The 26,670-nt window shown below is 63.7% G+C and carries 22 protein-coding genes; 10 read left to right on the top strand and 12 right to left on the bottom strand.

The features are described from left to right. Positions 1-150: 150 nt before the first annotated feature. Entirely contained in the window at positions 151-840 is a 690-nt protein-coding gene (gene recO, locus M5B42_RS05695; protein WP_103497031.1) for a DNA repair protein RecO, read from the top strand. Positions 841-912: 72 nt separating this feature from the next. Further along, positions 913-1,659 carry a pyridoxine 5'-phosphate synthase gene (gene pdxJ, locus M5B42_RS05690; protein ID WP_177099694.1) on the top strand — a complete coding sequence of 249 codons (747 nt, stop codon included), beginning with the start codon at positions 913-915 and terminating at the stop codon, positions 1,657-1,659. Positions 1,660-1,829: 170 nt separating this feature from the next. Here the strand turns inward: pdxJ and mltF are convergent, their stop codons facing one another. After that, a complete protein-coding gene (gene mltF, locus M5B42_RS05685) occupies positions 1,830-3,290 on the bottom strand; it encodes a membrane-bound lytic murein transglycosylase MltF (protein ID WP_248745233.1) in 1,461 nt (486 codons plus the stop codon). Positions 3,291-3,576: 286 nt separating this feature from the next. Here mltF and purL point away from each other — a divergent pair, with 286 nt between their 5' ends. Then, on the top strand, positions 3,577-7,473 hold the full coding sequence (purL, locus tag M5B42_RS05680; RefSeq protein ID WP_248745232.1) for a phosphoribosylformylglycinamidine synthase: 3,897 nt from the start codon (positions 3,577-3,579) through the stop codon (positions 7,471-7,473). Between the two features lie 6 nt (positions 7,474-7,479). Next, complete coding sequence (locus M5B42_RS05675; protein WP_100944717.1) at positions 7,480-7,791, top strand: YqfO family protein; 312 nt, start codon at positions 7,480-7,482, stop codon at positions 7,789-7,791. A gap of 106 nt (positions 7,792-7,897) precedes the next feature. On the opposite strand, the gene M5B42_RS05670 is transcribed toward M5B42_RS05675, so the two are convergent. The 8 genes from M5B42_RS05670 to M5B42_RS05635 form a co-directional block, all read right to left on the bottom strand. Next, the gene (locus M5B42_RS05670) at positions 7,898-8,971 is read right to left on the bottom strand and encodes a hypothetical protein (protein ID WP_248745231.1); all 1,074 of its coding nucleotides are present in this window, start codon (positions 8,969-8,971) and stop codon (positions 7,898-7,900) included. Between the two features lie 284 nt (positions 8,972-9,255). Continuing rightward, entirely contained in the window at positions 9,256-10,971 is a 1,716-nt protein-coding gene (nagE, locus tag M5B42_RS05665; protein ID WP_248745230.1) for an N-acetylglucosamine-specific PTS transporter subunit IIBC, read from the bottom strand. Positions 10,972-11,013: 42 nt separating this feature from the next. Beyond that, on the bottom strand, positions 11,014-13,530 hold the full coding sequence (gene ptsP / locus M5B42_RS05660; protein ID WP_248745229.1) for a phosphoenolpyruvate--protein phosphotransferase: 2,517 nt from the start codon (positions 13,528-13,530) through the stop codon (positions 11,014-11,016). A gap of 13 nt (positions 13,531-13,543) precedes the next feature. Beyond that, positions 13,544-14,566: an SIS domain-containing protein gene (locus M5B42_RS05655; RefSeq protein WP_248745228.1), complete on the bottom strand. Its 1,023-nt coding sequence runs from the start codon at positions 14,564-14,566 to the stop codon at positions 13,544-13,546. Then, positions 14,547-15,653, bottom strand: coding sequence for an N-acetylglucosamine-6-phosphate deacetylase (nagA, locus tag M5B42_RS05650; RefSeq protein WP_248745227.1), 1,107 nt, complete (start codon positions 15,651-15,653; stop codon positions 14,547-14,549). Before nagA ends, M5B42_RS05655 begins: the two co-directional genes overlap by 20 nt. A 19-nt stretch (positions 15,654-15,672) precedes the next feature. After that, complete coding sequence (locus M5B42_RS05645; RefSeq protein WP_100944711.1) at positions 15,673-16,404, bottom strand: GntR family transcriptional regulator; 732 nt, start codon at positions 16,402-16,404, stop codon at positions 15,673-15,675. Between the two features lie 174 nt (positions 16,405-16,578). After that, complete coding sequence (locus M5B42_RS05640) at positions 16,579-17,082, bottom strand: L,D-transpeptidase family protein (RefSeq protein ID WP_248745226.1); 504 nt, start codon at positions 17,080-17,082, stop codon at positions 16,579-16,581. Positions 17,083-17,124: 42 nt separating this feature from the next. Further along, the gene (locus M5B42_RS05635; RefSeq protein WP_248745225.1) at positions 17,125-17,679 is read right to left on the bottom strand and encodes an NUDIX hydrolase; all 555 of its coding nucleotides are present in this window, start codon (positions 17,677-17,679) and stop codon (positions 17,125-17,127) included. A 147-nt stretch (positions 17,680-17,826) separates the two neighbouring features. Between M5B42_RS05635 and M5B42_RS05630 the strand changes: the two genes are divergently transcribed. The 5 genes from M5B42_RS05630 to purT all read left to right on the top strand — a co-directional run bounded on the left by M5B42_RS05630 (position 17,827) and on the right by purT (position 21,227). Continuing rightward, positions 17,827-18,426 (top strand): CoA pyrophosphatase, encoded by a 600-nt coding sequence (locus M5B42_RS05630; protein ID WP_103497019.1) that lies wholly within the window; start codon positions 17,827-17,829, stop codon positions 18,424-18,426. A 40-nt stretch (positions 18,427-18,466) separates the two neighbouring features. Continuing rightward, positions 18,467-18,991 (top strand): gamma carbonic anhydrase family protein, encoded by a 525-nt coding sequence (locus M5B42_RS05625; RefSeq protein ID WP_100944707.1) that lies wholly within the window; start codon positions 18,467-18,469, stop codon positions 18,989-18,991. Then, positions 18,988-19,203, top strand: coding sequence for a DUF1289 domain-containing protein (locus M5B42_RS05620; protein ID WP_248745224.1), 216 nt, complete (start codon positions 18,988-18,990; stop codon positions 19,201-19,203). The genes M5B42_RS05625 and M5B42_RS05620 overlap by 4 nt, the downstream gene beginning before the upstream one ends. Before the next feature lie 257 nt (positions 19,204-19,460). Next, the gene (locus M5B42_RS05615) at positions 19,461-19,928 is read left to right on the top strand and encodes a VUT family protein (protein WP_100944705.1); all 468 of its coding nucleotides are present in this window, start codon (positions 19,461-19,463) and stop codon (positions 19,926-19,928) included. 117 nt (positions 19,929-20,045) lie between these two features. Continuing rightward, the gene (purT, locus tag M5B42_RS05610; RefSeq protein ID WP_152740176.1) at positions 20,046-21,227 is read left to right on the top strand and encodes a formate-dependent phosphoribosylglycinamide formyltransferase; all 1,182 of its coding nucleotides are present in this window, start codon (positions 20,046-20,048) and stop codon (positions 21,225-21,227) included. 175 nt (positions 21,228-21,402) lie between these two features. Here the strand turns inward: purT and M5B42_RS05605 are convergent, their stop codons facing one another. From M5B42_RS05605 to ccsA, 3 genes are all read right to left on the bottom strand, one after another. Continuing rightward, on the bottom strand, positions 21,403-22,719 hold the full coding sequence (locus tag M5B42_RS05605) for an MFS transporter (RefSeq protein ID WP_248745223.1): 1,317 nt from the start codon (positions 22,717-22,719) through the stop codon (positions 21,403-21,405). Between the two features lie 226 nt (positions 22,720-22,945). Beyond that, entirely contained in the window at positions 22,946-24,181 is a 1,236-nt protein-coding gene (locus M5B42_RS05600; protein ID WP_248745222.1) for a transporter associated domain-containing protein, read from the bottom strand. Positions 24,182-24,196: 15 nt separating this feature from the next. Next, positions 24,197-25,009: a cytochrome c biogenesis protein CcsA gene (ccsA, locus tag M5B42_RS05595; protein ID WP_103494907.1), complete on the bottom strand. Its 813-nt coding sequence runs from the start codon at positions 25,007-25,009 to the stop codon at positions 24,197-24,199. Positions 25,010-25,206: 197 nt separating this feature from the next. Between ccsA and ffh the strand changes: the two genes are divergently transcribed. Beyond that, complete coding sequence (gene ffh, locus M5B42_RS05590; protein ID WP_100944700.1) at positions 25,207-26,583, top strand: signal recognition particle protein; 1,377 nt, start codon at positions 25,207-25,209, stop codon at positions 26,581-26,583. Positions 26,584-26,670 lie beyond the last annotated feature (87 nt).

The raw sequence follows: 26,670 nt of genomic DNA, 5'->3' as shown, positions 1-26,670 counted from the left end.
CCAGAAGTTTCGCGAATGATCCCGAATACCAGTCAGTCGTATCTGAACAGCGGTATACCAACAAAGCTTTCAGAGGTCTTGAGGGCCTCTTCGCGGGCAAGCCCTGCTCCTACAGGGTTTCGGTAAATTCCTCTTTTGAGTCTCGGCTTCATGTCCGCTAACCCGCCTCCCGGCCAACCGGCCTACGTCCTGCACTCCCGTGCCTATCGCGAAAACAGCGCCTTGGTGGACTTCATCACCCCGCAAGGTCGGCTGCGTGCCGTGCTGCGCAGTGCGCGGGGCAAGGCCGGGACCCTGGCGCGGCCCTTCGTGCCCCTCGAAGTGGAATTTCGCGGTCGCGGCGAACTGAAGAACGTCGGCCGGATGGAAAGCGCCGGTGTCGCCACCTGGCTGGTTGGCGAGGCCCTGTTCAGCGGTCTCTACCTCAATGAACTGTTGATCCGCCTGCTCCCGGCCGAAGACCCGCACCCCGCGGTCTTTGATCATTACGCTGCGACCCTGCTGGCCCTGGCCGAAGGCCGCCCCCTCGAACCGCTGTTGCGCTCCTTTGAATGGCGGCTGCTGGACGACCTCGGTTATGGTTTTTCCCTGGACCAGGATATTCACGGCGAACCGCTGGCCGCGGACGGCTTGTACCGCCTGCAGGTCGATGCCGGCCTGGAGCGGGTCTACCTGTTGCAGCCGGGCCTGTTCCAGGGCACCGAGTTGCTGGCCATGGCCGAGGCCGACTGGACGGCGGTGGGCGCCTTGTCGGCGGCCAAGCGCCTGATGCGCCAGGCTCTGGCAGTGCACCTGGGCGGCAAGCCGCTGGTCAGTCGCGAGTTGTTTCGCAAGCCCTGAGCGCCTTGGCCATAAACCTGCGGCTGACGTGTATGCTGTGCACCGAATCTTCCACTCTTCAGGAGTCTTTCCGTGAGCACCAGCACTCGTATCCTTCTCGGCGTGAACATCGACCACGTCGCCACCCTGCGCCAGGCCCGGGGCACGCGTTATCCCGATCCGGTCAAGGCTGCGCTGGATGCCGAAGAGGCGGGCGCCGACGGTATTACCGTGCACCTGCGTGAAGACCGCCGGCACATCCAGGAGCGCGATGTGCTGCTGCTCAAGGATGTGTTGCAGACGCGGATGAACTTCGAGATGGGCGTGACCGAAGAGATGATGGCGTTTGCCGAGCGCATTCGGCCCGCGCATATCTGCCTGGTGCCGGAAACCCGCCAGGAGCTGACCACCGAAGGCGGCCTGGACGTGGCGGGGCAGGAGGAGCGGATCAGGGCGGCGGTGGAGCGCCTGGGCAAGATCGGCAGCGAAGTGTCGCTGTTCATCGATGCCGACGAGCGTCAGATTGCTGCGGCCAAGCGTGTCGGCGCGCCGGCCATCGAGTTGCACACCGGGCGTTATGCCGATGCCCATACGCCGGCCGAAGTTGCCGAAGAGCTGAAGCGGATTGCCGATGGCGTGGCGTTTGGCGTGGCCCAGGGCCTGATCGTCAATGCCGGGCATGGCCTGCATTACCACAACGTCGAGGCGGTGGCGGCGATTCCGGGGATCAATGAGCTGAACATCGGCCATGCGCTGGTGGCGCATGCGCTGTTCGTCGGATTCAAGGCCGCGGTGGTGGAGATGAAAGAGCTGATTCTGGCGGCTGCGCCCAAGGCCTGACTACTGGGTATTTGATATCGCGGCGCAACCTGAAATGTTGTTGCGCCTGTTCCGGCCTCTTCGCGGGCAAGCTCCGCTCCCACAGGGGGGACGCGGTCAAACTGTGGGAGCGGAGCTTGCCCGCGAAGAGGCCCGTGAGAGCGCTACAAATAGCACAGGCTGGCAGCTGGCTAGAGCTGTGACGGCTGCTCGGTCGGCTTGGTCTTGTCCACGCCCGGCACATGCAGGTTGCTGTCCACCACCTGGCTGCCTTCCAGCTGCGGCTGGGTTACCCAGGTCAGGATGTCGTAGTAACGGCGGATGTTGGCGACGAAATGCACCGGCTCGCCGCCCCGCGCATAACCGTAGCGGGTCTTGCTGTACCACTGCTTCTGCGCCAGGCGCGGCAGCATCTTCTTCACGTCCAGCCACTTGTTCGGGTTCAGGCCTTCCTTCTCGGCGAGCTTGCGCGCATCGTCCAGATGACCGCTGCCGACGTTATACGCCGCCAGGGCAAACCAGGTGCGGTCCGGCTCTTCGATCTGCTCGTCCAACTGATCCTTCATATACACCAGGTACTTGGCCCCGCCACTGATGCTCTGTCGCGCATCCAGACGATTGGACACGCCCATGGCCTGGGCCGTGCTCTGGGTCAGCATCATCAGGCCGCGCACGCCGGTCTTGGAGGTGACCCCCGGCTGCCACAGCGATTCCTGATAACCGATGGCCGCCAACAACCGCCAGTCGACTTTTTCTTCCTTGGCCGACGCGCGGAAATGTTTCTCGTACTTGGGCAGCCGCTGCTGCAGGTGCTGGGCAAAGGTATAGGCGCCGACGTACCCCAATACATCGACATGCCCGTAATAGCGATCTTTCAGGCGTTGCAGGGTGCCGTTCTGCTGCACTTTGTCGAGGTAGGCGTTGATCTCGTTGAGCAGGCTGTTGTCTTCGCCAGGGGCCACCGCCCAGCGCTGGCTGCGGGCATCGCCGAGGTCAAACGCGACCCGCACGTTGGGAAAGTAAACCTGGTTCATCGCCACTTCGTTGGAATCCACCAGGGTCAGGTCGATCTGACCTTCGTCGACCATACGCAGCAGGTCGACCACTTCAACCGCGTCGGACTCTTCGTATTCGATCGCAGGATTCTGCTTTTTCAGCTCGGCGAGTTGCTCGGCATGGCTGCTGCCCTTGAGCACCGTGATGCGTTTGCCCACCAGGTCGGCCGGTGTGGTGGGGCGGGACTGGCCATTGCGATAGACGATCTGCGGGGTGACTTCCAGGTACGGATGGGAAAAGCGTGCCTGCAGCTTGCGCTCGTCGCTGCTCACCAGGCCGGCGGCCGCCAGCACCGGACCGTTGGGTTTGCCCAACTGATTGAACAGATCGTCGAGATTGTCCGCGGTTTCGATCTCGAGCTTGACCCCCAGGTCATCGGCAAAGCGCTTGACCAGCTCGTACTCGAAGCCGGTTTCGCCGTTGCGATCCTGGAAATAGGTGGCCGGACTGTTGCGGGTAATCACCCGCAGTACGCCGTCCTCCTTTACGCGCTCGAGTGTGCTGGGTTTATCAACACAGGCGCCGAGCATCAGGAAGAGTCCGGTTGCGATGAGCCACCTGGCACAGCGCGGGCGGAAAGCAGTTGGGGAGAACATCTGCGCAGTATACGCAAAGGACCCCGGCCGCCATATCTCGACAGAATCGCGCCGGTCTGCTAGCGATCCCCGGGAATGGCTGGAGGCTGTAGGAATAGGCTTTTGAGAGTGTATGAACTTTATAAAATAGTGGCGATGAATAATGCTAATGATCTGTAGGAATGGGTAATTAGACCTTGAGAGGCATGTGCTGTGAGGCAAGCGTGCCGTTTCGGGTGCCGTCGCGGGCGGTTTAGGCTAGAATGCACGGCCTCAAAGCACACCCCTTCCCGAGGCTGTCCCGAAGATGTTGATCCTGCGCGGCGCTCCTGCCCTTTCCGCCTTTCGCCACAGCAAACTGCTTGAACAACTGAGCCAAAAAGTTCCAGCTGTCAGTGGTTTGTATGCCGAGTTCGCCCATTTCGCCGAAGTGACTGGCGTGCTGACTGGCGACGAACAGCAAGTGCTGGCCCGCCTGCTGAAATACGGCCCGAGCGTGCCGGTCCAGGAGCCGACCGGTCGTCTGTTTCTGGTGTTGCCGCGTTTCGGCACCATTTCGCCCTGGTCGAGCAAGGCCAGCGACATTGCCCGCAACTGCGGCCTGGGGAACGTCCAGCGCCTGGAGCGCGGTATCGCCTTCTACGTGGCTGGCCAGTTCAGCGAAGCCGAAGCCGAGCTGATCGCCGCGGTCCTGCATGACCGCATGACCCAGATCGTGCTGGGCAAGCTGGAAGAGGCCGCCGGTCTGTTCAGCCATGCCGCGCCCAAGCCGCTGACGGCCATCGATCTGCTGGGCGGCGGTCGCGCCGCGTTGGAAAAAGCCAACGTCGAACTGGGCCTGGCCCTGGCCGAGGACGAGATCGACTACCTGGTGAACGCGTTCACCGGCCTCAAGCGCAACCCCCACGACATCGAACTGATGATGTTCGCACAGGCCAACTCCGAGCATTGCCGGCACAAGATCTTCAACGCCAGTTGGGATATCGACGGCCAGAGCCAGGAAAAAAGCCTGTTCGGCATGATCAAGAACACCTACCAGATGCACAGCGAAGGCGTTCTGTCGGCTTACAAGGACAACGCCTCGGTGATCGTCGGTAACGTCGCCGGACGTTTCTTCCCGGACCCTGAAACCCGCCAGTACGGCGCGGTGCAGGAGCCGGTGCACATCCTGATGAAGGTCGAGACCCACAACCACCCGACCGCGATTGCCCCTTTCCCGGGCGCAGCCACCGGTTCCGGCGGCGAGATCCGCGACGAGGGTGCTACCGGTCGTGGCGCCAAGCCGAAAGCCGGCCTCACCGGTTTCACCGTGTCCAACCTGCAGATCCCGGGCTTCGAACAGCCGTGGGAAGTACCGTACGGCAAGCCTGAGCGCATCGTCACCGCGCTGGACATCATGATCGAAGGCCCACTGGGTGGCGCCGCGTTCAACAACGAATTCGGTCGTCCGGCCCTGACCGGCTACTTCCGTACCTTCGAGCAATCCATCACCACCCCGCGTGGCGACGAAGTGCGCGGTTACCACAAGCCGATCATGCTGGCCGGCGGTATGGGCAACATCCGCGCCGAGCACGTACAGAAAGGCGAAATCGTCGTCGGCTCCAAGCTGATCGTCCTCGGCGGCCCGGCGATGCTGATCGGCCTGGGGGGCGGTGCGGCTTCCTCGATGGCCACCGGCACCAGCTCGGCGGACCTGGATTTCGCTTCGGTACAGCGCGAAAACCCGGAAATGGAACGCCGTTGCCAGGAGGTCATCGACCGTTGCTGGCAACTGGGCGACAAGAACCCCATCAGCTTTATCCACGACGTGGGTGCCGGCGGTCTGTCCAACGCCTTCCCGGAACTGGTCAACGACGGCGACCGCGGCGGTCGTTTTGAACTGCGCAATATCCCCAATGACGAGCCGGGCATGGCCCCGCACGAAATCTGGTCGAACGAATCCCAGGAACGTTATGTCCTGGCGGTCGGCGCTGCGGATTTCGAACGCTTCAAGGCCATCTGCGAGCGTGAGCGTTGCCCGTTCGCCGTGGTCGGCGAGGCCACTGCCGAGCCGCAACTGACCGTCACCGACAGCCACTTCGGCAACAGCCCGGTGGACATGCCGCTGGAAGTGCTGCTGGGCAAGGCCCCGCGCATGCACCGTTCGGCGGTTCGCGAAACCGAACTGGGCGACGATTTCGATCCGAGCACCCTGGCTCTGGCCGAGTGCGTCGAGCGTGTTCTGCATCATCCGGCCGTGGCGAGCAAGAGCTTCCTGATCACCATCGGCGACCGCACCATTACCGGCCTGGTCTCCCGCGACCAGATGGTCGGCCCGTGGCAGGTCCCGGTGGCAGACGTCGCCGTGACCGCCACCAGCTTCGACGTCTACACCGGTGAAGCCATGGCCATGGGCGAGCGTACGCCGCTGGCCCTGCTGAACGCCCCGGCTTCCGGGCGCATGGCGATCGGCGAAACCCTGACCAACATCGCCGCTTCGCGGATCGGCAAGCTGTCCGATATCAAGCTGTCGGCCAACTGGATGTCGGCTGCCGGCCATCCGGGTGAAGACGCCCGTCTGTACGACACCGTCAAGGCGGTCGGCATGGAACTCTGCCCTGAACTGGGCCTGACCATTCCGGTGGGCAAGGACTCCATGTCCATGGCCACCCGCTGGAACGACGAAGGCACCGACAAGAGCGTGACCTCGCCGCTGTCACTGATCGTGACCGGTTTCGCCCCGGTTACCGATATCCGCCAGACCCTGACCCCGCAACTGCGCATGGACAAGGGCACCACCGACCTGATCCTGGTCGATCTCGGCCGTGGCCAGAATCGCATGGGGGCCTCGATCCTCGCCCAGGTCTACGGCAAGCTCGGCAAGCAGGCTCCGGACGTCGACGACGCCGAAGACCTGAAGGCCTTCTTCGCGGTGATCCAGGGCCTCAACGCCGACGGTCATCTGCTGGCCTACCACGACCGTTCCGACGGCGGCCTGCTGACCTCCGTGCTGGAAATGGCCTTTGCCGGTCACTGCGGCCTGCACCTGAACCTCGACGGCCTGGCGGAAACCTCCGCCGACCTCGCGGCCATCCTGTTCAACGAAGAGCTCGGTGCGGTGATCCAGGTTCGCCAGGACTCCACCCCGGACGTGCTGGCGCAATTCAGTGCCGCCGGCCTGGGCGACTGCGTGTCGGTGATCGGCCAGCCGTTGAACAACGGCGAAGTCAGCATCACCTTCGACGGCGAGACGGTCTTCACCGGCGAGCGTCGCCTGTTGCAGCGCCAGTGGGCGGAAACCAGCTATCGCATCCAGCGCCTGCGGGACAATGCCGAATGCGCCGACCAGGAATTCGATGTCCTGCTCGACGAAGGCAACCCGGGCCTGAGCTACAAGACCAGCTTCGATGTGAACCAGGACATCGCCGCGCCGTACATCAAGAAGGGCATTCGCCCACAGGTCGCCGTGCTGCGTGAGCAGGGCGTCAACGGCCAGGTGGAAATGGCCGCGGCGTTCGACCGTGCCGGTTTCAACGCCATCGACGTGCACATGAGCGATATCCTCGCCGGTCGCGTTGACCTGAATGAGTTCAAGGGCCTGGTCGCCTGCGGCGGCTTCTCCTACGGCGACGTACTCGGCGCCGGTGAAGGCTGGGCCAAGTCGGCGCTGTTCAACGCCCGTGCCCGCGATGCCTTCCAGGGCTTCTTCGAGCGCACCGACAGCTTCACCCTGGGCGTGTGCAACGGTTGCCAGATGATGTCCAACCTGCACGAGCTGATTCCGGGTAGCGAATTCTGGCCGCACTTCGTCCGCAACCGCTCCGAGCAGTTCGAAGCGCGGGTGGCGATGGTCCAGGTCCAGGAGTCGAACTCGATCTTCCTGCAGGGCATGGCCGGTTCGCGCATGCCGATTGCTATCGCCCACGGCGAAGGCCATGCCGAGTTCGAAAGCGAGGAAGCCTTGCTGCAAGCCGACTTGTCGGGTTGCGTGGCCATGCGTTTCGTCGACAACCACGGCAAGGTCACCCAGACCTACCCGGCCAACCCGAACGGCTCGCCGCGCGGGATCACCGGGCTGACCAGCCGCGACGGTCGCGTCACCATCATGATGCCGCACCCTGAGCGGGTATTCCGTGCCGTGCAGAACTCCTGGCGCTCGGAAGACTGGAACGAAGACGCGCCGTGGATGCGTATGTTCCGCAACGCCCGCGTCTGGGTTAACTAAGCCACGATGTACAAGCTCAGCTTTTTCGTGCCGCCGAGCCATGTGGAACAGGTCAAGAGTGCCGTATTCGCCGCCGGAGGCGGGCGGATCGGTGCTTACGACCAGTGTGCATGGCAGGTGCTGGGCCAGGGCCAGTTTCGCCCGTTGGACGGCAGCCAGCCGTTTCTCGGGCAGACTGGTGTGGTCGAGCAGGTGGAGGAGTGGAAGGTTGAGCTGGTGGTGGCGGACGCCCTGATCGAGGCGGTGGTGCTGGCTCTGAAGCAGAGCCATCCCTACGAAACGCCGGCTTATGAAGTCTGGCGATTAGCGGATTTCTGACCGTTTCAGCGCTTTCACAAAACCCGCCACCTCGGCGGGTTTTGCTTGTCTGGGCATTGGCCGTTTCCAGCGGATTGCCGCAGCTTCCATGAGTTGGAAAACCCTTCTAGTTTTGCACTGGAGGCATCTTTCTCTCGCCGACGCACTCGGCCGGCAGACTCGCACCTTTCTCGAATCGGCACGCGCCTAGCAGTAACTCACTCTTGATACCGCCGATGAACGCGACGGCGCCTTCACGCCCTCCAGTACTAGGCCCTGAAAGGTCCACCGCCACGCTGTTGGGCTTGACTTCATAGACCCAGCCGCCGTTCTGCGCATCCGCGACCGCCCAGTTCCTGGCCGCGGTATAGTCGCGAAACGCCACAACGATCGAGTTGGTGAAGACCGGCGACTCCGGGTTGCTGCCCAATCGCAAATTCGGTGCCTGCGAGTTCCAGGCCCGCAACCCATGGGCAAGCGCCTCAGCCCCTTGCACGGGGTTGATGAGCGAGGAGCCGACCGCCCAGAGGGTTTGATTGCTCGTTACCCAGGCCAGTCCTTCTGGAGGCGTCACCTGGCTCCAGTCGATGGACATCGCCGCGACCTCCAATCGGCTTTCCTGGCCGGTGGGTTCGCGGTAGGCCTGGTTCGGGACGCAATCAGCCGCATCGTTCTTCTTGCACGCCTGCTTGATAAAGCGCCCTTTGACCCCGCCCGGGAAGCTGATCTCTTCCTCGCTGACAATAGGTCCCCCGGATTTCTCCTGGTCGATGCCATGGGGGGCCTTGAACTCGAACACCCATTCCTTGGCGAAGCTCTGGGCGATCCGCTGACTGCGTGTGGTACTGCTATAGACCGACTTTCCCGCCCCCGCCCCGTGGCGGAACCAGTCGTACATCCGTTCGTTCTCGGGGAAGCCCACGGCTTTGGGCAGAAGCCCGACCTGGAAGGCTTCAAGCCCCTGATCCGTGGTGTCGCCCCGATAGAGCGTGTCCATGTCGGTCCGCCAGTGCAGGGAGGGCAGGGTGTCGCGGATTGGTACGCTGGTATCCGCCGCGACCTGAAGCCAGGCTTGATACCAGGGCTCCTCGTCGCCCTGGGGTGTTCCTGCCGCCCATGCGCCATTGCCCGGCAGCCACGCGCCTGCCAACACTACCGCCGCGACCGCCGTCGTCCGAAGAAAACCGCCATCTTTTTTCATGATTTTGTGCCTCATCCAGAACGGTCAAGCCATGCCGAATCACATACGTCATGACTACACATTCTTCGACGTGACACCTTTCATCACTTTCGCGGGAGAAAGCTGCGCTGAGCGGAGCCTCGATCCGCAGAGTGAATGTTGAGTGTAGATTGTCACGGGTGCGATAGCTGCCTTCGGGCTCCCAGACTTGTAACGCTTCTTGTCCCGGTGCTGGGTAGTCGCGATTCATGGGGAGCCAGGCAGTTTGAGGTAACGCAGCGGTGCCGCTACCTCAAGCGGCGGAGCTAGAGTGGCGCTGCACAGGTTTCCCGGCGGTTCAATAGCGCCCCCAGTGCTTCACTGATGCCGCTGGCCGGATTCCCCACCAGCACATGCCAGGTCCCACCTTCCACCTGACTGACGCCTTGGCAGCCCAGGGTTTTCAGATCCGCCTCCGATAACCGTCGACCATCCTCAAGTTGCACCCGCAGCCGAGTCTGGGCCACGCATTCCAATGCCAGCACATTGTCTTTTCCGCCTAGCGCGTCCAGCCATTGTTGGAGCTGTTCCGTACTGATCGCTGTCGATTCGGCCCGCACCGGCTTACTTACCGCGATATCGATCGAACCGGTTACGGGCAAGGCCAAACGAATCTCATCGGCAATGCTGTCCGCCAACGGCCCGACCACCACTTGCAGGCTGCCGCCATGACCCGGCCGGACCACCGCCATCGCCCCGAGGCTTTTCAGTTCGGCGTCCACGGCTTTGTCGCGGTCCAGCAACTCCACCCGCAGGCGCGTGGTGCAGGCACCGACCGTCAGCAGGTTGGCCGCCCCGCCCAGGGCCTGGATATAAGCGGCGGCCCGCTGGTTTTCGCTGAGTATCCGGGTGGCGGTCGCAGTGGCGATATTCTCGCGCCCGGGCGTCTTCAAATCGAAACGACGGATGCAGAAATCGAAGACGAAGTAGTACAGCAGGGCATAGGCCAACCCCACCGGGAGCACCAGCCAGCCGTTGGTCGACTTGCCCCAGCCCAGGGCCATGTCGATGGCGCCGCCGGAGAAGGTAAAGCCCAGGTGAATGTTCAGCGCGTTGGTCACCGCCATCGACAGACCCGTCAACAAGGCGTGCAACACATAGAGCATCGGCGCAAGGAACATGAAGGCGAATTCGATCGGCTCGGTCACCCCGGTCAGGAACGAGGTCAGGGCCATCGACAGCAGCAGCCCGCCCATCAGCTTGCGCCGTTCCGGCAGGGCATTGCGGTACATCGCCAGGCAGGCGGCCGGCAGGCCGAAGACCATCACCGGAAACATCCCGGTCATGAACTGCCCGGCCTTCGGGTCGCCGGCGAAGTAACGCGCCAGGTCGCCGGTCACCGCCAGCCCGGTCTCGGGCGAGGTGTAGCTGCCGAACACGAACCACATCATATTGTTGAGGATATGGTGCAGGCCGGTGACGATCAGCAGCCGGTTGAAGACGCCGAAGACAAAGGCGCCGAGGCTGCCGCTCTCGACCATCAGCAGGCCGAGGCTGTTGATGGCGCTCTGGATCGGCGGCCAGATAAAGCCGAACACCACCCCCAGGCCCACCGCCGAGAACCCGGTGACAATCGGCACGAAGCGTCGCCCGCCGAAGAACGCCAGGTACTCCGGCAGCTTGATGTCCTTGAAGCGGTTGTACAGCGCACCGCCCAGCAGGCCGCTGATGATCCCGGCGAGCATGCCCATGTTGATGCTTGCATCGAGCACCTTGAGGGTGGCGATCAGCACCAGGTAACCGATGGCCCCGGCCAGCCCGGCGGTGCCGTTGTTGTCGCGGGCGAAACCCACGGCGATGCCGATGGCGAAGATCAGCGCCAGGTTGGCGAAGATGGTGTTGCCGGCATCGTGGACGATCGCGATGTTCAGCAGGTCGGTATCACCCAGGCGCAGCAACAGGCCGGCTATCGGCAGGATGGCGATGGGGAGCATCAACGCCCGTCCCAGGCGTTGCAGACCTTCGATGAAGAACTGGTACATGACGTGTCTCCTTCTTGTTGTTGTGTGCAGGCCCTGGATCGATCAATCCAGGGGCCAGTGTTGGCGACAGGCTTCACGGACTTTCGCGGCGCTGCCCAGTTGCAGCAGCGACGGCACGATCCGCCGACATTCGGCGGCATCCAGGTCGCGGACCCGCGCCTTGATTTCGCCAATTTGCGGGGTACTCACGGACAGCTCGGTGACCCCCAGGCCGATCAGCACCGGGGTTGCCAGCGGATCGGAGGCCAGCGCGCCGCAGACCCCGACCCAGCGCTGATGCAGGGCGGCCCCGGCGCAGGTCTGGGCCATCAGCCGCAGCAGGGCCGGGTGCAGGGCATCGACCCGGGCGGCGAGGCCGGCGTGGTCGCGGTCCATGGCCAGGGTGTATTGCGACAGGTCGTTGGTGCCGATGGACAGGAAGTCCGCGTGCTCGGCCAGTTGTTCGGCCAGCAGGGCGGCGGAAGGCACTTCGATCATCACCCCCAGTTCCGGGCGCAGGTTGAGTCCCATCTCAGTGGCCAGCTCATCCAGGCGCTGGCGCACCTGCAGCAGTTCGTCGACTTCGCTGATCATCGGCAACAGGATCCGGCAGCGTTGCAGCGGGCTGACCTGGAGCAGGGCGCGCAGTTGCTGGTCGAGCAGTTCCGGCTGGGCCTGGCCCAGGCGGATGCCCCGCAGGCCCAGCACCGGATTGGTTTCCATTGGCAGCGGCAGGTAGTCGAGCTGCTTGTCGCCACCGACATCGATGGTGCGGATGATCACCGGTCGGTAGCCCATGGCATCGAGGACGCCCTGGTAGGCACTGCGCTGTTCCTCCTGATCCGGCGCGCTGCGGCGGTCGACGAAGAGGAACTCGGTGCGCAACAGGCCGACGCCATCGGCACCGTGTGAATGGGCCTCACCGGCTTCGGCGGCCGAGGCGACATTGGCCGCGACCTCGATGCGCAGGCCATCGCGGGTGTCGGCCGGTAACTGGGCCTGGGAGTGTTGTTGCTGGCGTCGTAGTTGCTGCTGCCCCTGGGCCAGGGCAACGCCTTCGCGGCGGGCGGCATCCGGGGTCAGTTCGAGGCGGCCGTGATCGGCGTCAAGGACCACCCTCTGGCCGGGCGCGATGTCCAGCAGCCCGCTCCCTAGCGCGACCAGGCAAGGCAGGCCTTTGCTCCGGGCGAGGATCGCCACGTGGGAAGTCGCACCGCCGGTGGCCATGCACAGCCCGGCGACCTGTTGCTGGCTGAGCAGCAGCAGGTCCGAGGGGGTCAGTTCCTGCGCGGCGACGATGGCGCCGGGCGGCAGGTCGTAGTGCGCGGCTTCGCCCAGCAGGGCCCGCAACACCTGTTGCCGGAGGTCACGCAGGTCGTTGGTGCGCTCGGCCAGCAGTGGATTGCCGAGATTGAGCAGGACCTGGCATTGCGCTTCGATCGACTGGTCCCAGGCGTGGCTGGCCGCCTGGCCGGCTTCGATGGCATGGCTGGCGGCATCCAGTAGCGCGGGGTCTTCGAGCAGGGCGAGATGGGCGTTGAAGATCGCTTCTTCTTCGACGGCCTTGCGCTGGCGGGCCTGTAACAGCGTGCCGTGGATATCCGAGCGGACCTTTTCCAGGGCGGCGTCCAGCGCTTGCAGTTGTTCATCGGCGTTGTGCTGGCCGGCGTCCGGCGCCAGGCTGATGGCGGCCAGGCGTACCAGCGGACCGCTGACCAGGCCGGGCGAGGCGCACACGCCCTGGAGAACGCCGTCTTCGTTCGGTTGCGGCGCCGCCGTCTGCAGCGGTGGTGGTGCCGAATGGTGTGCATCGTTCAAAGGCGTGCGCAGCACCTTCAGCAGGGCCAGCAGTGCCGCTTCGCGGTCCGGGCCCTGGCAACTGATCTGCACTTCCTGCTGTTCGCCGACGCTGAGGCCCATGATGCCGATCAGGCTATCGAGGGCGGCGGATTTATCGCCCAGATGCAGGCGCGCGCTGCAATTGAAGCCCTGCGCGGTCTGGCGCAGCAAGGCCGCCGGACGTGCATGCAGGCCGCCGTGATGGGCGACCCGGGCGCTGCCGCGGACTTCGTCGGTGTCCGTCATCGGGGTAGGGGCCTGCTGTTCGGTGTTCTGGCGCGGGACGATCCGTAGCAGGGGCTCACCGACCTTGACCTGGCCCTGGGCCACGGGCTGCAGGTCGTAATGCTCGGCGTTGGTCAGGACCACCAGGCTCACCAGGCTTTTGCACTGGCGCGCGACCCGATCCAGGTCGATCCGCAGCAAGGCCTGGCCGTCCTGCACCCGGGCGCCGGTCTCGACCAGCAGGGCAAAACCTTCGCCTTGCAGTTCGACCGTGTCCAGGCCCAGGTGCAGCAGCAGTTCGGCGCCGTTGTCGGCGCGCAAGGTCAGGGCGTGCCGCGTTCGGGCGATATGAATGATCTCGCCGGCACAGGGCGCATGCAGGCAATCGTTGAGCGGGTCGATGGCCAGTCCCGGACCCATGGTGCCGCTGGCGAATACCGCATCGTCGACCTCGGCAAGCGGGAACACGGGCCCGCTCAGCGGGGCGCTGAGGGTGATGTTGTTCTTGTTATGCATGGCGCTGTACTCGTCAGTGGGTACGGGTGACTTTGCTCAGGTGGCGCGGTTGGTCGGGGTCCATGCCACGGGCCACGGCCAGGTGGGCGGCCATCATGTAGAAGCTCTGGATCGCGAGGATCGGATCGAGGGCCGGATGTTCGGCGCAACACAGGTTCAGGTCGCGTTCGGCCACGTCCGGCGGCGCGGCCAGCAGCACCCGGGCCCCGCGTTGGCGCATCTCGACGGCGAGCTTGAGCAGCCCGGCCTGTTCCGCACCCCGTGGGGCGAAGACCAGCAACGGGTAGCCGGCGTCGATCAGGGCCATGGGGCCGTGGCGGACTTCCGCGCTGCTGAAGGCTTCGGCCTGGATCGCCGAGGTTTCCTTGAATTTCAGCGCCGCTTCCTGGGCGATGGCGAAACCGGCGCCACGGCCGATCACCATCAGCCGTTCGCAATCGCGCAGGGTCTCGATGGCCTTGCTCCAGTCGCGGGTTGCGGCCTGGCGCAGGCCTTCCGGCAGGGCCTCGGTGGCGGCGAGCAATTCCGGGTCCTGGTGCCAATGGCCGAGCAGCCGCGCACTGGCGCTGAGGGTGGCGATAAAACTCTTGGTCGCGGCCACGCTTTGTTCCGGTCCGGCCAGCAGCGGGATCGTATATTCGCAGGCGGCTTCCAGCGGCGAGTCCGCTGCGTTGACCAGGGCCACCGTCAAGGCACCGCGTTCGCGCAGCAGGCACAGGCTGTCCACCAGATCAGGGCTCTGGCCGGACTGGGAAAAGGCCAGTACCGCCTGGCCGCTGACCTGCAACGGCGAGTGTTGCAGGGTCACCACCGACATTGGCAGGGAGGCCACCGGGACCCCGGTCTGCTGCATGGCGATATAGGCAAAGTAGCTGGCGGCGTGGTCGGAGCTGCCACGGGCGACGGTCATCACCACCTGTGGCGGTTGCTCGCGCAGCCGTGCGCCGAGGGCCATCAGCGGTGTATCGAGTTGCTGCAATTGGCGGTTGACCGCCTCGTGGGCCGACAGCGCCTCTTCAAGCATTCTGGAAGTCATGGACTTCTCCTTCGACCATGATCGAGGTCAGTGTCAGTGAACGGTCCAGGCGCACGCAGTCGGCCCAACTGCCGGTTTGCAGGCGTCCGCGCTCGGGCAGGCCGAGGTAGTCGGCGGGAAATTGCGACAGGCGTTGTGAGGCTTCGGCCAGGGGCAGGCCGATCTTCACCAGGTTGCGCAGGGCCTGGTCCATGGTCAGGGTGCTGCCGGCCAGGGTGCCATCGGCCAGGCGTACGCCGCCCAGGCATTTGGTCACGGTGTGGCTGCCCAGCTTGTACTCGCCGTCCGGCATGCCGGCCGCCGCCGTGGAGTCGGTGACGCAATACAGGCAGGGAATCGAGCGCAGGGCCACGCGCATGGCCCCGGGGTGCACATGCAGCAGGTCGGGGATCAGTTCGGCGTAGCGGGCGTGGGCCAGGGCGGCGCCGACGATGCCGGGCTCGCGGTGATGCAGCGGGCTCATGGCGTTATACAGGTGGGTGAAGCTGGTGGCCCCGGCCTCGAGGGCGGCGACACCTTCTTCGTAGCTGCCCAGGGTATGGCCGATCTGCATGCGGATGCCCCGTGAGCTGAGGTCGCGGATCAACGGTGCGTGGCCGGCGATTTCCGGGGCGATGGTTATCACCCGGATCGGTGCCAGGCGCAGGTAGTCCTCGATTTCGGCGCTGACCGCCGTATGGGCGAAGTTCGGCTGCGCCCCCAGCTTGCCGGGGTTGATGAACGGACCTTCCAGATGCACACCGAGGACCCGGGCGGTACCGGGCTGGCGCTGTTCGCAATAGACCCCGAGTTGGCCGAGGATCGCGCTGATTTCCTCGGGCGGCGCGGTCATGGTGGTGGCCAGCAGCGAGGTGGTGCCGAAGCGCAGGTGGGTGCGGGCGATGGTCTCGAAGGCGTCGCCACCCTGCATGATGTCCTTGCCGCCGCCGCCGTGAACGTGCAGGTCGATAAAACCGGGCAGCAGGTACGGCAGGTCGTTTTCACTCGGATCGCAGGGCGTGCCCTCGATCTGCGTGACCTTGCCGTGCTGGTGCAGCAGGCTGCCGCGAATCCAGCCTTGCGGGGTGAGAATGTTGTCTTCGGACATGGCAGGCTCTCTGAACAGGCTAACGCCGCAGTTCGGCGACGAAGTCGTAGTAATCGTTACGGCAGTAGGTGTCGGTCAGCTCGATGGGGGTGTTGTCCTCGAGGTAGCCGACCCGGGTCATCAGCAGCATCGCGGTGCCGGGCTCGATGCCCACCAGCGCGGCGAATTCGGCCGAGGCGTTGATCGCGCGAATATGTTGCAGGGCCCGCACCACCGGACGGCCGATGCTGTCGAGGAAGGCGTAGAGCGAATCGCCGACGGCCTCGGGGTCGGGCAGCAGGGCGGCGGGCAGGGTGCTCATCTCGATGGCCATGACGGTATCGTCGGCGGTGCGCAGGCGCTTGAGCCGGGTGACCTGGTCCCGTGGCGACAGGGCCAGGCGGATCAGTTCCTCATGGCTCGGCAGGGCGATCTCGCGTTCCAGCCAGCGCGAGCCGGGGACAAAACCCTTGGCCCGCAACCGTTCGCTGAAACTCGACAGGCGGGAGAGGGGTTGTTCCAGGCGTGGGGTGATAAAGGTCCCGGAGCCCTGGCTGCGGCGGATCAGCCCTTGTTCCAGGAGGACCTCCAGGGCCTTGCGCGCGGTGACCCGGGAAATGCTCAACAGCTCGCTCAGGTTGCGCTCCGAGGGCAATGCCTGTTCGGCTTTCCACTGGCCGGCATGGATCGCCGCTTCCAGGTTGCGCGCCAGTTGCAGGTAAAGCGGTGTCGGCTGGGACTCGTCGGGTCGCAGGGCGAGGATGTCGTTCATATAGGATTTTTCCTGTGCGTTTGTTGGAAATTTTGCACTCGGACAGTGGTGATGAAGGTAATACCACTTGAATACCATGTCAATGCCAGTGGTTTCGTGCGAGTGCAATAAAAACGCCCGTCATGGGAGGCATGACGGGCGTCGGATAAATCAGTGGTATCAGGGTGGTTCGGCTCAGGGGCGGATTTCCACCAGGGTGCCGTCCTTGACCAGGTTCCAGACCTCGCGCATATCGACGTTACGCATGGCCACGCAGCCGTCGGTCCAGTCCAGGGTGTGGAACAGCTGTTCCGGGTAGTCCTCGGAATCCGGGGTGCCGTGGATCATGATCATATCGCCGGGGTCCACGCCTTCGCGGCGGGCGCGGGCCGAGTCGCTGATATTGGGGTAGGACAGGTGCATCGACAGGTTGTATTTGTCGCTGGTCTTGCGCCAGTCCACCCAATAGAAGCCTTCGGGCGTGCGCCGGTCGCCGGCGATGAGTTTCTGGCCCTTGGGATTTCGACCCAGGGAAATGCGGTAGGTCTTCAGGGGTTTGCCATCACTGATCAGTTGCAACTGATGGGCGGACTTGAGGACCAGGACTTTCTCGATGATTTTGCCGGCCAGCGGGTCGGCGGCGGAGGCCTGGGACAGAGCGGCGAACGACAGGCAGAAGACTACTAACAACCAGCGCATTAAAACGGTATCCCTGAAGGTGAAGCGTTTCTGATTATCGGGTTATTGGTCGTTGCCGCGTGGCGCCATGGGCGGCACGGCTTCGCTGCGAACCGGGTATTGCTGGTTCGGGCGGTCGGCGAAGAAGCATTCCAGGGTCCGTCCGACGGTCCTGAACGCCAGTTCGGACCAGGGGATCTCGTGTTCTTCGAACAGCCGTACTTCCAGGCTTTCTTCGCCGGCGGCAAATTCCAGGTCCACCAGTTCGGCACGGTAGAACACATGTACCTGGTTGATATGCGGCACGTCGATCAACGTATAGATGCTCAGGTTGCGCACCTGCGCGCAAGCCTCTTCCAGGGTTTCCCGGCGAGCGGCCTGTTCCACGGTCTCACCGTTTTCCATAAAACCGGCGGGCAAGGTCCAGTAACCCCGGCGCGGCTCGATGGCACGGCGGCAGAGCAGGACCTGGGTGCCCCAGACCGGCAGGCAGCCGGCGACGATATTGGGGTTCTGGTAATGAATGGTGTCGCAGTGGTCGCAGACGAAGCGCAGGCGCGTGTCGCCCTCGGGTATGCGTTGACTCACCGGTTTGCCGCACTGGCTACAGAACTTCATGCTGGATTCTCTTGGCAATGCGCCTATCTTCGCGTGGGTGGCGGTCTGTCGGCAAGTTGTGCTTTCGCGACATGGCAACGTCCGGGACTTGGGCCAGTCACTTCTTTTGGTGCATGATGCCGGGTAAGTCGCAAATCGAGATCAGCCATGCTGGATGAGTTACTTCGACGGATAAGCAGCCATACGCCCCGCCCCCTGGAAACGGACCGTCGTTTTCCCGAGGCGGCGGTACTGGTGCCTATTACCCGCAGTGACGAACCTGAGCTGGTGCTGACCCTGCGCGCCAGCGGTCTGTCGACCCACGGCGGCGAGGTGGCCTTTCCCGGCGGGCGCCGCGATCCGGAGGACCCGGACCTGATTTTCACCGCCCTGCGCGAAGCCGAAGAAGAAATCGGCCTGCCGCCGGGGCTGGTGGAGATCATCGGGCCCCTCAGCCCGTTGATCTCCCTGCACGGGATCAAGGTCACGCCTTACGTCGGGGTGGTGCCGGATTTTGTCGACTATCGGGCCAATGACGCCGAGATCGCCGCGGTCTTCAATGTACCGCTGGAGTTTTTCCGCCAGGACCCGCGTGAGCATACCCATCGCATCGACTACCAGGGCCGCAGCTGGTACGTGCCCAGCTACCGCTTTGGCGAGTACAAGATCTGGGGGCTGACGGCGATCATGATCGTCGAGCTGGTCAACCTGTTGTATGACGCCCGGATCAGCCTGCACAATCCCCCGGAACGTTTTATCAACATCTAGAGCCGCCGTTCAGGTGGTCGTGAGCCTTGAGGACAACCCTATGAAATACCGTCTGGGCGATGCCCGGGTCGAGACGCATCCGCAGAGCTGGGTAGCGCCCAATGCGACCCTGGTCGGCAAGGTCCGGCTGGAGGAGGGCGCCAGTGTCTGGTTCAACGCGGTGTTGCGAGGCGACAACGAACTGATCCTGATCGGCCGCAACAGCAATGTCCAGGATGGCACGGTGATGCATACCGACATGGGCTATCCGCTGACCATCGGCACCGGGGTGACCATCGGTCATAACGCCATGCTCCATGGCTGCACGGTGGACGACTACAGCCTGATCGGTATCAACGCGGTGATCCTCAACGGCGCGAAGATCGGCAAGCACTGCATCATCGGCGCCAATGCGTTGATCGGTGAGAACAAGGAAATCCCCGACGGTTCGCTGGTGATGGGCTCGCCGGGCAAGGTGGTCCGCGAGTTGACCGAGGCGCAGAAGAAAATGCTCGAAGCCAGCGCCGCCCACTATGTGCACAACGCCCAGCGTTATGCCCGCGACCTGGCGGTTGACGAAGCATGAGCACGCCCGAACGTCCGGTGGCCTCGCCTTGTGTGAGTGTCTGCGCGCTGGACGAACAGGACATCTGCATTGGTTGCCAGCGTACGGTCGAGGAGATCACCCGTTGGAGCCGCATGGACAACAGCGAACGCCGTGAGGTGCTCGGGCGTTGCCATGAGCGGGCCAAGGCCAGTGGCTTGCTGTGGATGCCAAATAAAGGATCGAACGCCTGACGGGATCGTGCTCCGGTTACTCATCGTCCTTACAAACACCGCCTGACTGTAGGAGCAGGGCTTGCCCGCGAAGCTTTTGGCGATCTTGAGGGCCTCTTCGCGGGCAAGCCCTGCTCCTACAAGGTTTTGTGGTGTCTGTCAGGATGTAGGCATATCCCGGCAGGCCTTTCGGTATGGACCGACAAGTGCTTGAGCTTGGCCCTGTGCGGTTGCTGACGTACCCTATACGGCGACATAGACAAGGTAGTCTGCAACCCATGCTCTTTCTTATCGCCTACATCGCCAGCGTCGTGCTGATCAACTTCGCCTTCTCCGCCGCGCCGCACCTGGACATCATCTGGTCAGCCTGGGGCGGACTGGTATTTATCCTGCGCGACATGGTCCAGACCCGCTTCGGTCACGGCGCGATTGTCGCGATGATCGCGGCGCTGCTGCTGTCCTACTTCACCTCCGAGCCGGCCATCGCCCTGGCGAGCGCCACCGCCTTCGCCATCTCCGAATGCATCGACTGGCTGGTCTTCAGCATCACCAAGCGCCCGCTGCACGATCGCCTGTGGATAAGTTCGGCCCTCAGCATCCCGCTGGACACCTTTATCTTCTTCGGCCTGATCGGCGCGCTGACCCCGGGGGTGATCCTCACCGCCCTGGGCTCGAAATTCGCCGGGGTGACCTGCGTCTGGCTGGCCATGGCCTGGCGGATGCGCAAGGCGGCGCTTTCCAGCTGAAGTCAGGCCCGTTCGGTTCATGTCCCGCTCAGTTCATGTAAAATGCCGGCCTTTCTTCCCGACAGGTGCCTGATTGTCCAGGCGCCGTCGTTGATTCCGCTTCCTTGAGGACCTGAAATGACCCGTATCGGAACTCCACTGTCGTCGACCGCGACCCGCGTATTGCTCTGTGGCTGTGGTGAGCTGGGCAAGGAAGTGGTGATCGAGTTGCAACGCCTGGGCGTCGAAGTGATCGCCGTTGACCGTTACGCCGATGCGCCGGCCATGCAGGTGGCCCATCGCAGCCACGTGATCAATATGCTCGACGGCGCGGCCCTGCGGGCGGTGATCGAGGCCGAGAAGCCGCATTTCATCGTTCCGGAAATCGAAGCCATCGCCACCGCCACCCTGGTGGAACTGGAAGCCGAAGGCTTCACCGTGGTGCCGACCGCCCGTGCCGCGCAACTGACCATGAACCGTGAAGGCATCCGTCGCCTGGCCGCCGAAGAGTTGCAGCTGCCGACCTCGCCGTACCACTTCGCCGACACCTTCGAGGCCTACAGCCAGGCCGTTACGGATCTGGGCTTCCCTTGCGTGGTCAAGCCGGTGATGAGTTCTTCGGGCAAGGGCCAGAGCCTGCTGCGCAGCGTCGACGACGTGCAGAAGGCCTGGGACTACGCCCAGGAAGGCGGGCGTGCCGGTAAAGGCCGGGTGATCGTCGAGGGCTTTATCGACTTCGACTACGAAATCACCCTGCTGACCGTTCGTCATGTGGGTGGCACCACCTTCTGCGCGCCGGTCGGCCACCGTCAGGAGAAGGGTGACTATCAGGAGTCCTGGCAGCCGCAGGTCATGAGCCCGTTGGCCCTGGCCGAGTCGGAGCGGGTCGCCAAGGCGGTGACCGAGGCCCTGGGTGGGCGCGGGATGTTTGGCGTCGAGTTGTTTATCAAGGGCGACCAGGTGTGGTTCAGCGAAGTCTCGCCGCGTCCTCATGACACCGGCATGGTGACCATGATTTCCCAGGACCTGTCGCAGTTTGCGCTGCATGCCCGGGCGATTCTCGGCTTGCCGATCCCGTTGATCCGTCAGTTCGGCCCGTCGGCGTCGGCGGTGATCCTGGTGGAAGGGCAGTCGACCCAGACCGCGTTCGCCAACCTCGGTGCGGCGTTGAGCGAGCCGGATACCGCCTTGCGCCTGTTCGGCAAGCCGGAAGTCAACGGCCAGCGCCGCATGGGCGTGGCGTTGGCGCGGGACGAGTCGATCGAAGCCGCGCGGGCCAAGGCGACCCGTGCTGCTCAGGCGGTTGTGGTAGAGCTGTAAGCACGCTGACGAGCGCGGATTTGTGCCCTGCGCACAATCCGCGTTCGCCACTGAACTGTAGGAGCAGGGCTTGCCCGCGAAGAGGCCCTTGAGTGCTGCATTGATCTCAAGGATGCCATCGCCAGCAAGCCGGCTCCTACAATAATCGTGCTTGGCGCAGAAGTGGCGCCGATCTTCAGGCCACCTTGTTCAAATCGTTGTAGCGCGTTTCCTTCAAGCAGAAAATCGCAATCAGGCTCAACGCCGCCGCCCCTGATACATACCCGCCGACCCAACTCAAACCGCCCATCGCCACCAGCTTCTGGGCAAAGAACGGTGCCGCCGAGGCCCCGACGATGCCGCCCAGGTTATACGCCGCCGATGCGCCGGTATAACGCACGTGGGTCGGAAACAGCTCTGGCAGCAATGCCCCCATCGGCGCGAAAGTAATCCCCATCAGAAACAGCTCAAGGCACAGGAACAGGGCGACGCCGGTGGTCGAACCATGGCCCAGCAGCGGCTCCATGGTAAAACCGGACAGCAACGCCAGAACCCCGCCGATGATCAGAACCGGCTTGCGCCCGAAACGATCGCTGGCCCAGGCCGCCAGTGGCGTGGCCGCGGCCATGAACAGCACGGCAAAACACAGCAGTCCCAGGAAAGTCTCGCGACTGTAGCCAAGGTTGGCCACGCCATAACTCAGGGAAAACACCGCCGAGATATAGAACAGTGCGTAACACACCACCATCGCCAGCGAACCGAGCAGCACCGGCGCCCAATAGCGGCTGAACAGCTCGACCAGGGGCATTTTCACCCGTTCCTGGCGGGCCATGGCATTGGCGAAGATCGGCGTCTCCTCAAGCTTGAGGCGCACATACAGGCCGACCATCACCAGCGCGGCGCTGAGCAGGAACGGAATGCGCCAGCCCCAGGAACGGAACTGTTCATCGCTCAAGGTCATGGCCAGGATCAGGAACAAGCCGTTGGCGGCGAGAAAACCGATCGAAGGGCCCAGTTGCGGAAACATACCGAACCAGGCGCGCTTGCCTGCGGGGGCGTTTTCGGTTGCCAGCAACGCGGCCCCGCCCCATTCCCCGCCAAGCCCCAGGCCCTGGCCGAAGCGCAGCAGGCACAAGAGGATCGGCGCCCAGGCGCCAATGGTCGCATAGCCGGGCAGCACGCCGATCAGCGTGGTGCACACGCCCATCAGCAGCAGCGAAGCGACCAGCGTCGATTTACGCCCGATACGGTCGCCGAAGTGGCCGAACAGGATCGAGCCTAGCGGGCGGGCAAGAAAGGCGATACCGAAGGTCAGGAAGGCCGAGAGCATCTGTGCGGTGCTGTCGGTCTGCGGGAAAAACACCGGCCCGATCACCAGGGCGGCGGCGGTGGCATAGACGTAGAAGTCGTAGAACTCGATGGCCGTGCCGATAAAGCTGGCGGTCGCCACTCGGGCGGTCGAGTTCAGCGGTTTGCTCGGCGTGGCAGTGTCAAAGGTACTGCTGGAAGTCATTGCGGGCGTCCCTGAAAGTCTTGCGCGTGCGAATTATTAGTATTGAACGCCCAGGGATAAGGGCTGGTTCCGGCGCGACAGGCTGTGAGTGTCGGCGGCGGATTCATGACAAGGCATTGCTGGCCGGAGGAGGCCAGGTGCGGGTAAGCGGGCGTTCCGGCGGGGCTGGATAAGCCCGCCCGATTATAGGAATGCGTCTATCGATCAAACAAGGGGGCAGGCTGTATCAAGGCGCAACCGGGACCGAACTGGTGTGCCAGACCAGCACCCGGCTGACCCGATTGTCCTCGGTCTCGAGGATTTCCAGGCGGTAGCGGCCGATCTTCAGGCACACGGCGCTCTCCGGGATGGTTTCCAGGGCTTCGGTCACCAGACCGTTGAGGGTTTTCGGGCCGTCGCTGGGCAGGTGCCAGCCCAGGCTCTTGTTCAGTTCGCGAATCGACGCGGCCCCTTCGATCACCAGCCGGCCATCGGGCTGGGGATGGATGTGCGGGTTGTCGAGGCTGTGCTCGCTTTCGAACTCGCCAACGATTTCTTCCAGGATATCTTCCAGGGTGACGATGCCCAGCACCTCGCCGTATTCGTCCACCACCATGCCCAGGCGCCGTTGCTGCTTGTGAAAATTCAGCAGTTGCAGTTGCAGCGGCGTGCTTTCCGGGACGAAGTACGGTTCGTGGCAGGCGGCGAGCAGGGCGGCTTTGGTGAGGTTGGCATCGAACAGCAGATTGAGGATCTGGCGGGTATTGATCACCGCCTCGACCTGGTTGATATCGTTGTGGAACACCGGCAGGCGGGTACGGCGGTTCTTCAGCAACTGTGCGGTGATTTCCTCGATGGAGTCGTCGAGGTTGATCCCGTCCACTTCGCTGCGCGGTACCAGGATGTCGTTGACCGTGATGTTGTCCAGCGCCTTGATACTCGACAGCGACGGGCTGCGTGGCGGGTGCTCCGGTTCATCTTCCGGATCGAGGGGCGGCTGGTCTTCATCGCTCTGCTTGACCGTGCCGACCTTGCTGATAAAGGGCCGCAGCAGCAACTGGGCGATGCCGTTGAGCAGCCAGGCCACGGGGTAGAGGATCTTCAGCGGAATGCCCAGCAGGGCATTGCCGGTGGCCAGGATCGGTTCGGGATAACGGACGGCGAGCAGGCGCGGCAGGTAGTCGGCGAAGACCAGCAGCAACACCGTGGCGCCGAGGCAGGCCAGCCAGGGCCCATGCTGGCCCCACTCCAGGATTGACAGCAGGGTGCCGATGATCACGACCACGACCCGGCACAGGGTATTGCACAGGATCAGGCTGTCGCGGGGGAACTTCATCCTGGCGGTGGGTTTTTCACCCGTGCGTGAAGCCGGGCGCAGGGCGGCGATTTGTTGCTGTGCGACTTCGATGGCGGTAAACAGCGCCGACCAGAGAATCAGCAGGGCCAATACGGCGAGCATTGGCCCGGCGGGCAAGTTGTCCATGGTCTTGTGTGCCCGTCAGATATGCAGGATGTATTCGCGGACCAGCTTGCTGCCGAAATAGGCCAGCATCAGCAGGCAGAAACCGGCCAGGGTCCAGCGGATCGCCTTGTGCCCGCGCCAGCCGAGACGATTGCGCCCCCACAGCAGCACGCTGAACACCACCCAGGCCAGACAGGCCAGCAGGGTCTTGTGCACCAGGTGCTGGGCGAACAGGTTCTCGACGAACAGCCAGCCGGAGATCAGCGACAGCGACAACAGGCTCCAGCCGGCCCAGAGGAAACCGAACAGCAGGCTTTCCATGGTTTGCAGCGGCGGGAAGTTGCGGATCAGCCCGGAAGGGTGCTTGTTTTTCAGCTGACGGTCCTGCAGCAGCAGGAGCAGGGCCTGGAACACCGCGATGGTGAACATGCCGTAGGCCAGGATCGACAGCAGGATATGGGCGAGGATCCCCGGTTCCTCGTCGATGATCTGCACCGTGCCCGAGGGCGCGAACTGCGCTAGCAGCACCGTCAGCAGGCCCAGCGGAAACAGCAGGAGCAGCAGGTTTTCCACCGGAATGCGCGAGCAGGCCACCAGGGTCAGGGCGATCACGGCGACGGCGATCAGGCTGGCGGCGTTGAAAAAGTCCAGGCCCAGGCCGATCGGGGTCATCAGGTGGGTAAGCAGGCTCACCGCGTGGGCGATCACGGCGACTACGCCGAGTCCGACCAGCAGGCGTTTGTTCGCCTTGGCGCCCTGGCGCAGGCGGGTGCCCTGATAGAGGGTCGCAGCGGCGTAGACGAAGGCGGCGGCGAGGCTGGTCAGCAAACTGGGTGACAAAGGGAGCATAAGTCCTGTTAGGCAAGCCCGAAAGACGCTGAGTTTGGCATAGAACCCCCGGTCCACGAAAGACCGTGGCGCTAGTGGCGGCATGCAGTCTCCGCTATAATCCGCGACCTGCCCACGCCGCAGGCTCGCCAGGCGCTGTTTTTCCTTGTTCCGGCAGCCATCACTTCGGTCTCCATAAGGGCCTCAAAGGATCGCGCATGTTTGAAAACCTGACCGACCGTCTCTCGCAGACGCTGCGCCATGTCACCGGCAAGGCCAAGCTGACCGAGGACAACATCAAAGACACCCTGCGTGAAGTGCGCATGGCGTTGCTCGAAGCCGACGTCGCCCTGCCGGTGGTGAAGGACTTCGTCAATTCGGTCAAGGACCGCGCGGTCGGCACCGAGGTGTCGCGCAGCCTGACCCCGGGCCAGGCGTTCGTGAAGATCGTCCAGGCCGAACTCGAAAGCCTGATGGGCGCCGCCAACGAAGACCTCAACCTCAGCGCCGTGCCGCCTGCGGTGGTGTTGATGGCCGGTCTGCAGGGCGCGGGTAAAACCACCACCGTCGGCAAGCTGGCGCGCTTCCTTAAAGAGCGCAAGAAAAAAACCGTGATGGTGGTCTCGGCCGACGTTTACCGTCCGGCGGCCATCAAACAGCTGGAAACCCTGGCTGGCGACATCGGCGTGACCTTCTTCCCGTCCGATCTGAGCCAGAAGCCGGTGGACATCGCCGAAGCGGCGATCAAGGAAGCCCGCCTCAAGTTCATCGACGTGGTCATCGTCGACACCGCCGGTCGTCTGCACATCGATGACGAGATGATGGCCGAGATCAAGCAGCTGCACGCGGCGATCAAGCCCGTGGAGACGCTGTTCGTGGTCGACGCCATGACCGGCCAGGATGCCGCCAACACCGCCAAGGCGTTTGGCGATGCGCTGCCGCTGACCGGGGTGATCCTGACCAAGGTCGACGGCGACGCCCGTGGCGGTGCCGCGCTGTCGGTACGGGCCATCACCGGCAAACCGATCAAATTTATCGGTATGGGCGAGAAGAGCGAAGCGCTCGAGCCCTTCCACCCGGAGCGGATTGCCTCGCGCATCCTCGGCATGGGCGACGTGCTCAGCCTGATCGAGAAGGCCGAGCAGACCCTCGACAAGGACAAAGCCGACAAACTGGCTAAAAAGCTGAAGAAAGGCAAAGGCTTCGATCTCGAAGACTTCCGCGACCAGCTGCAACAGATGAAGAACATGGGCGGCCTCGGTGGCCTGATGGACAAACTGCCGAATATCGGCGGGGTCAATCTGGCGCAGATGGGCAATGCCCAGGGCGCGGCCGAGAAGCAGTTCAAGCAGATGGAAGCCATCATCAACTCCATGACCCCGGCCGAGCGCCGCGACCCTGAGCTGATCAGCGGTTCGCGCAAACGTCGGATCGCCATGGGCTCCGGTACCCAGGTGCAGGACATCGGACGCTTGATCAAGCAGCACAAGCAGATGCAGAAGATGATGAAGAAATTCTCCGCCAAAGGCGGTATGGCCAAGATGATGCGCGGCATGGGCGGTATGTTGCCCGGCGGCGGCATGCCGAAAATGTAAAAGATTCGCGTCGACCTGACGGTCGGCGCTACTCCCGCAGGGATGCGGGGGATCGCCAGTAAACCCGCGTTCAGCGGGAGCTGACCT

This window comes from Pseudomonas sp. MWU12-2037, assembly GCF_023242345.1.
GTDB classification, from domain to species: domain Bacteria; phylum Pseudomonadota; class Gammaproteobacteria; order Pseudomonadales; family Pseudomonadaceae; genus Aquipseudomonas; species Aquipseudomonas gingeri_D.
The sequence above is the reverse complement of the archived record's forward strand: the minus strand, read 5'-3'. Positions and strand labels throughout refer to the sequence as shown.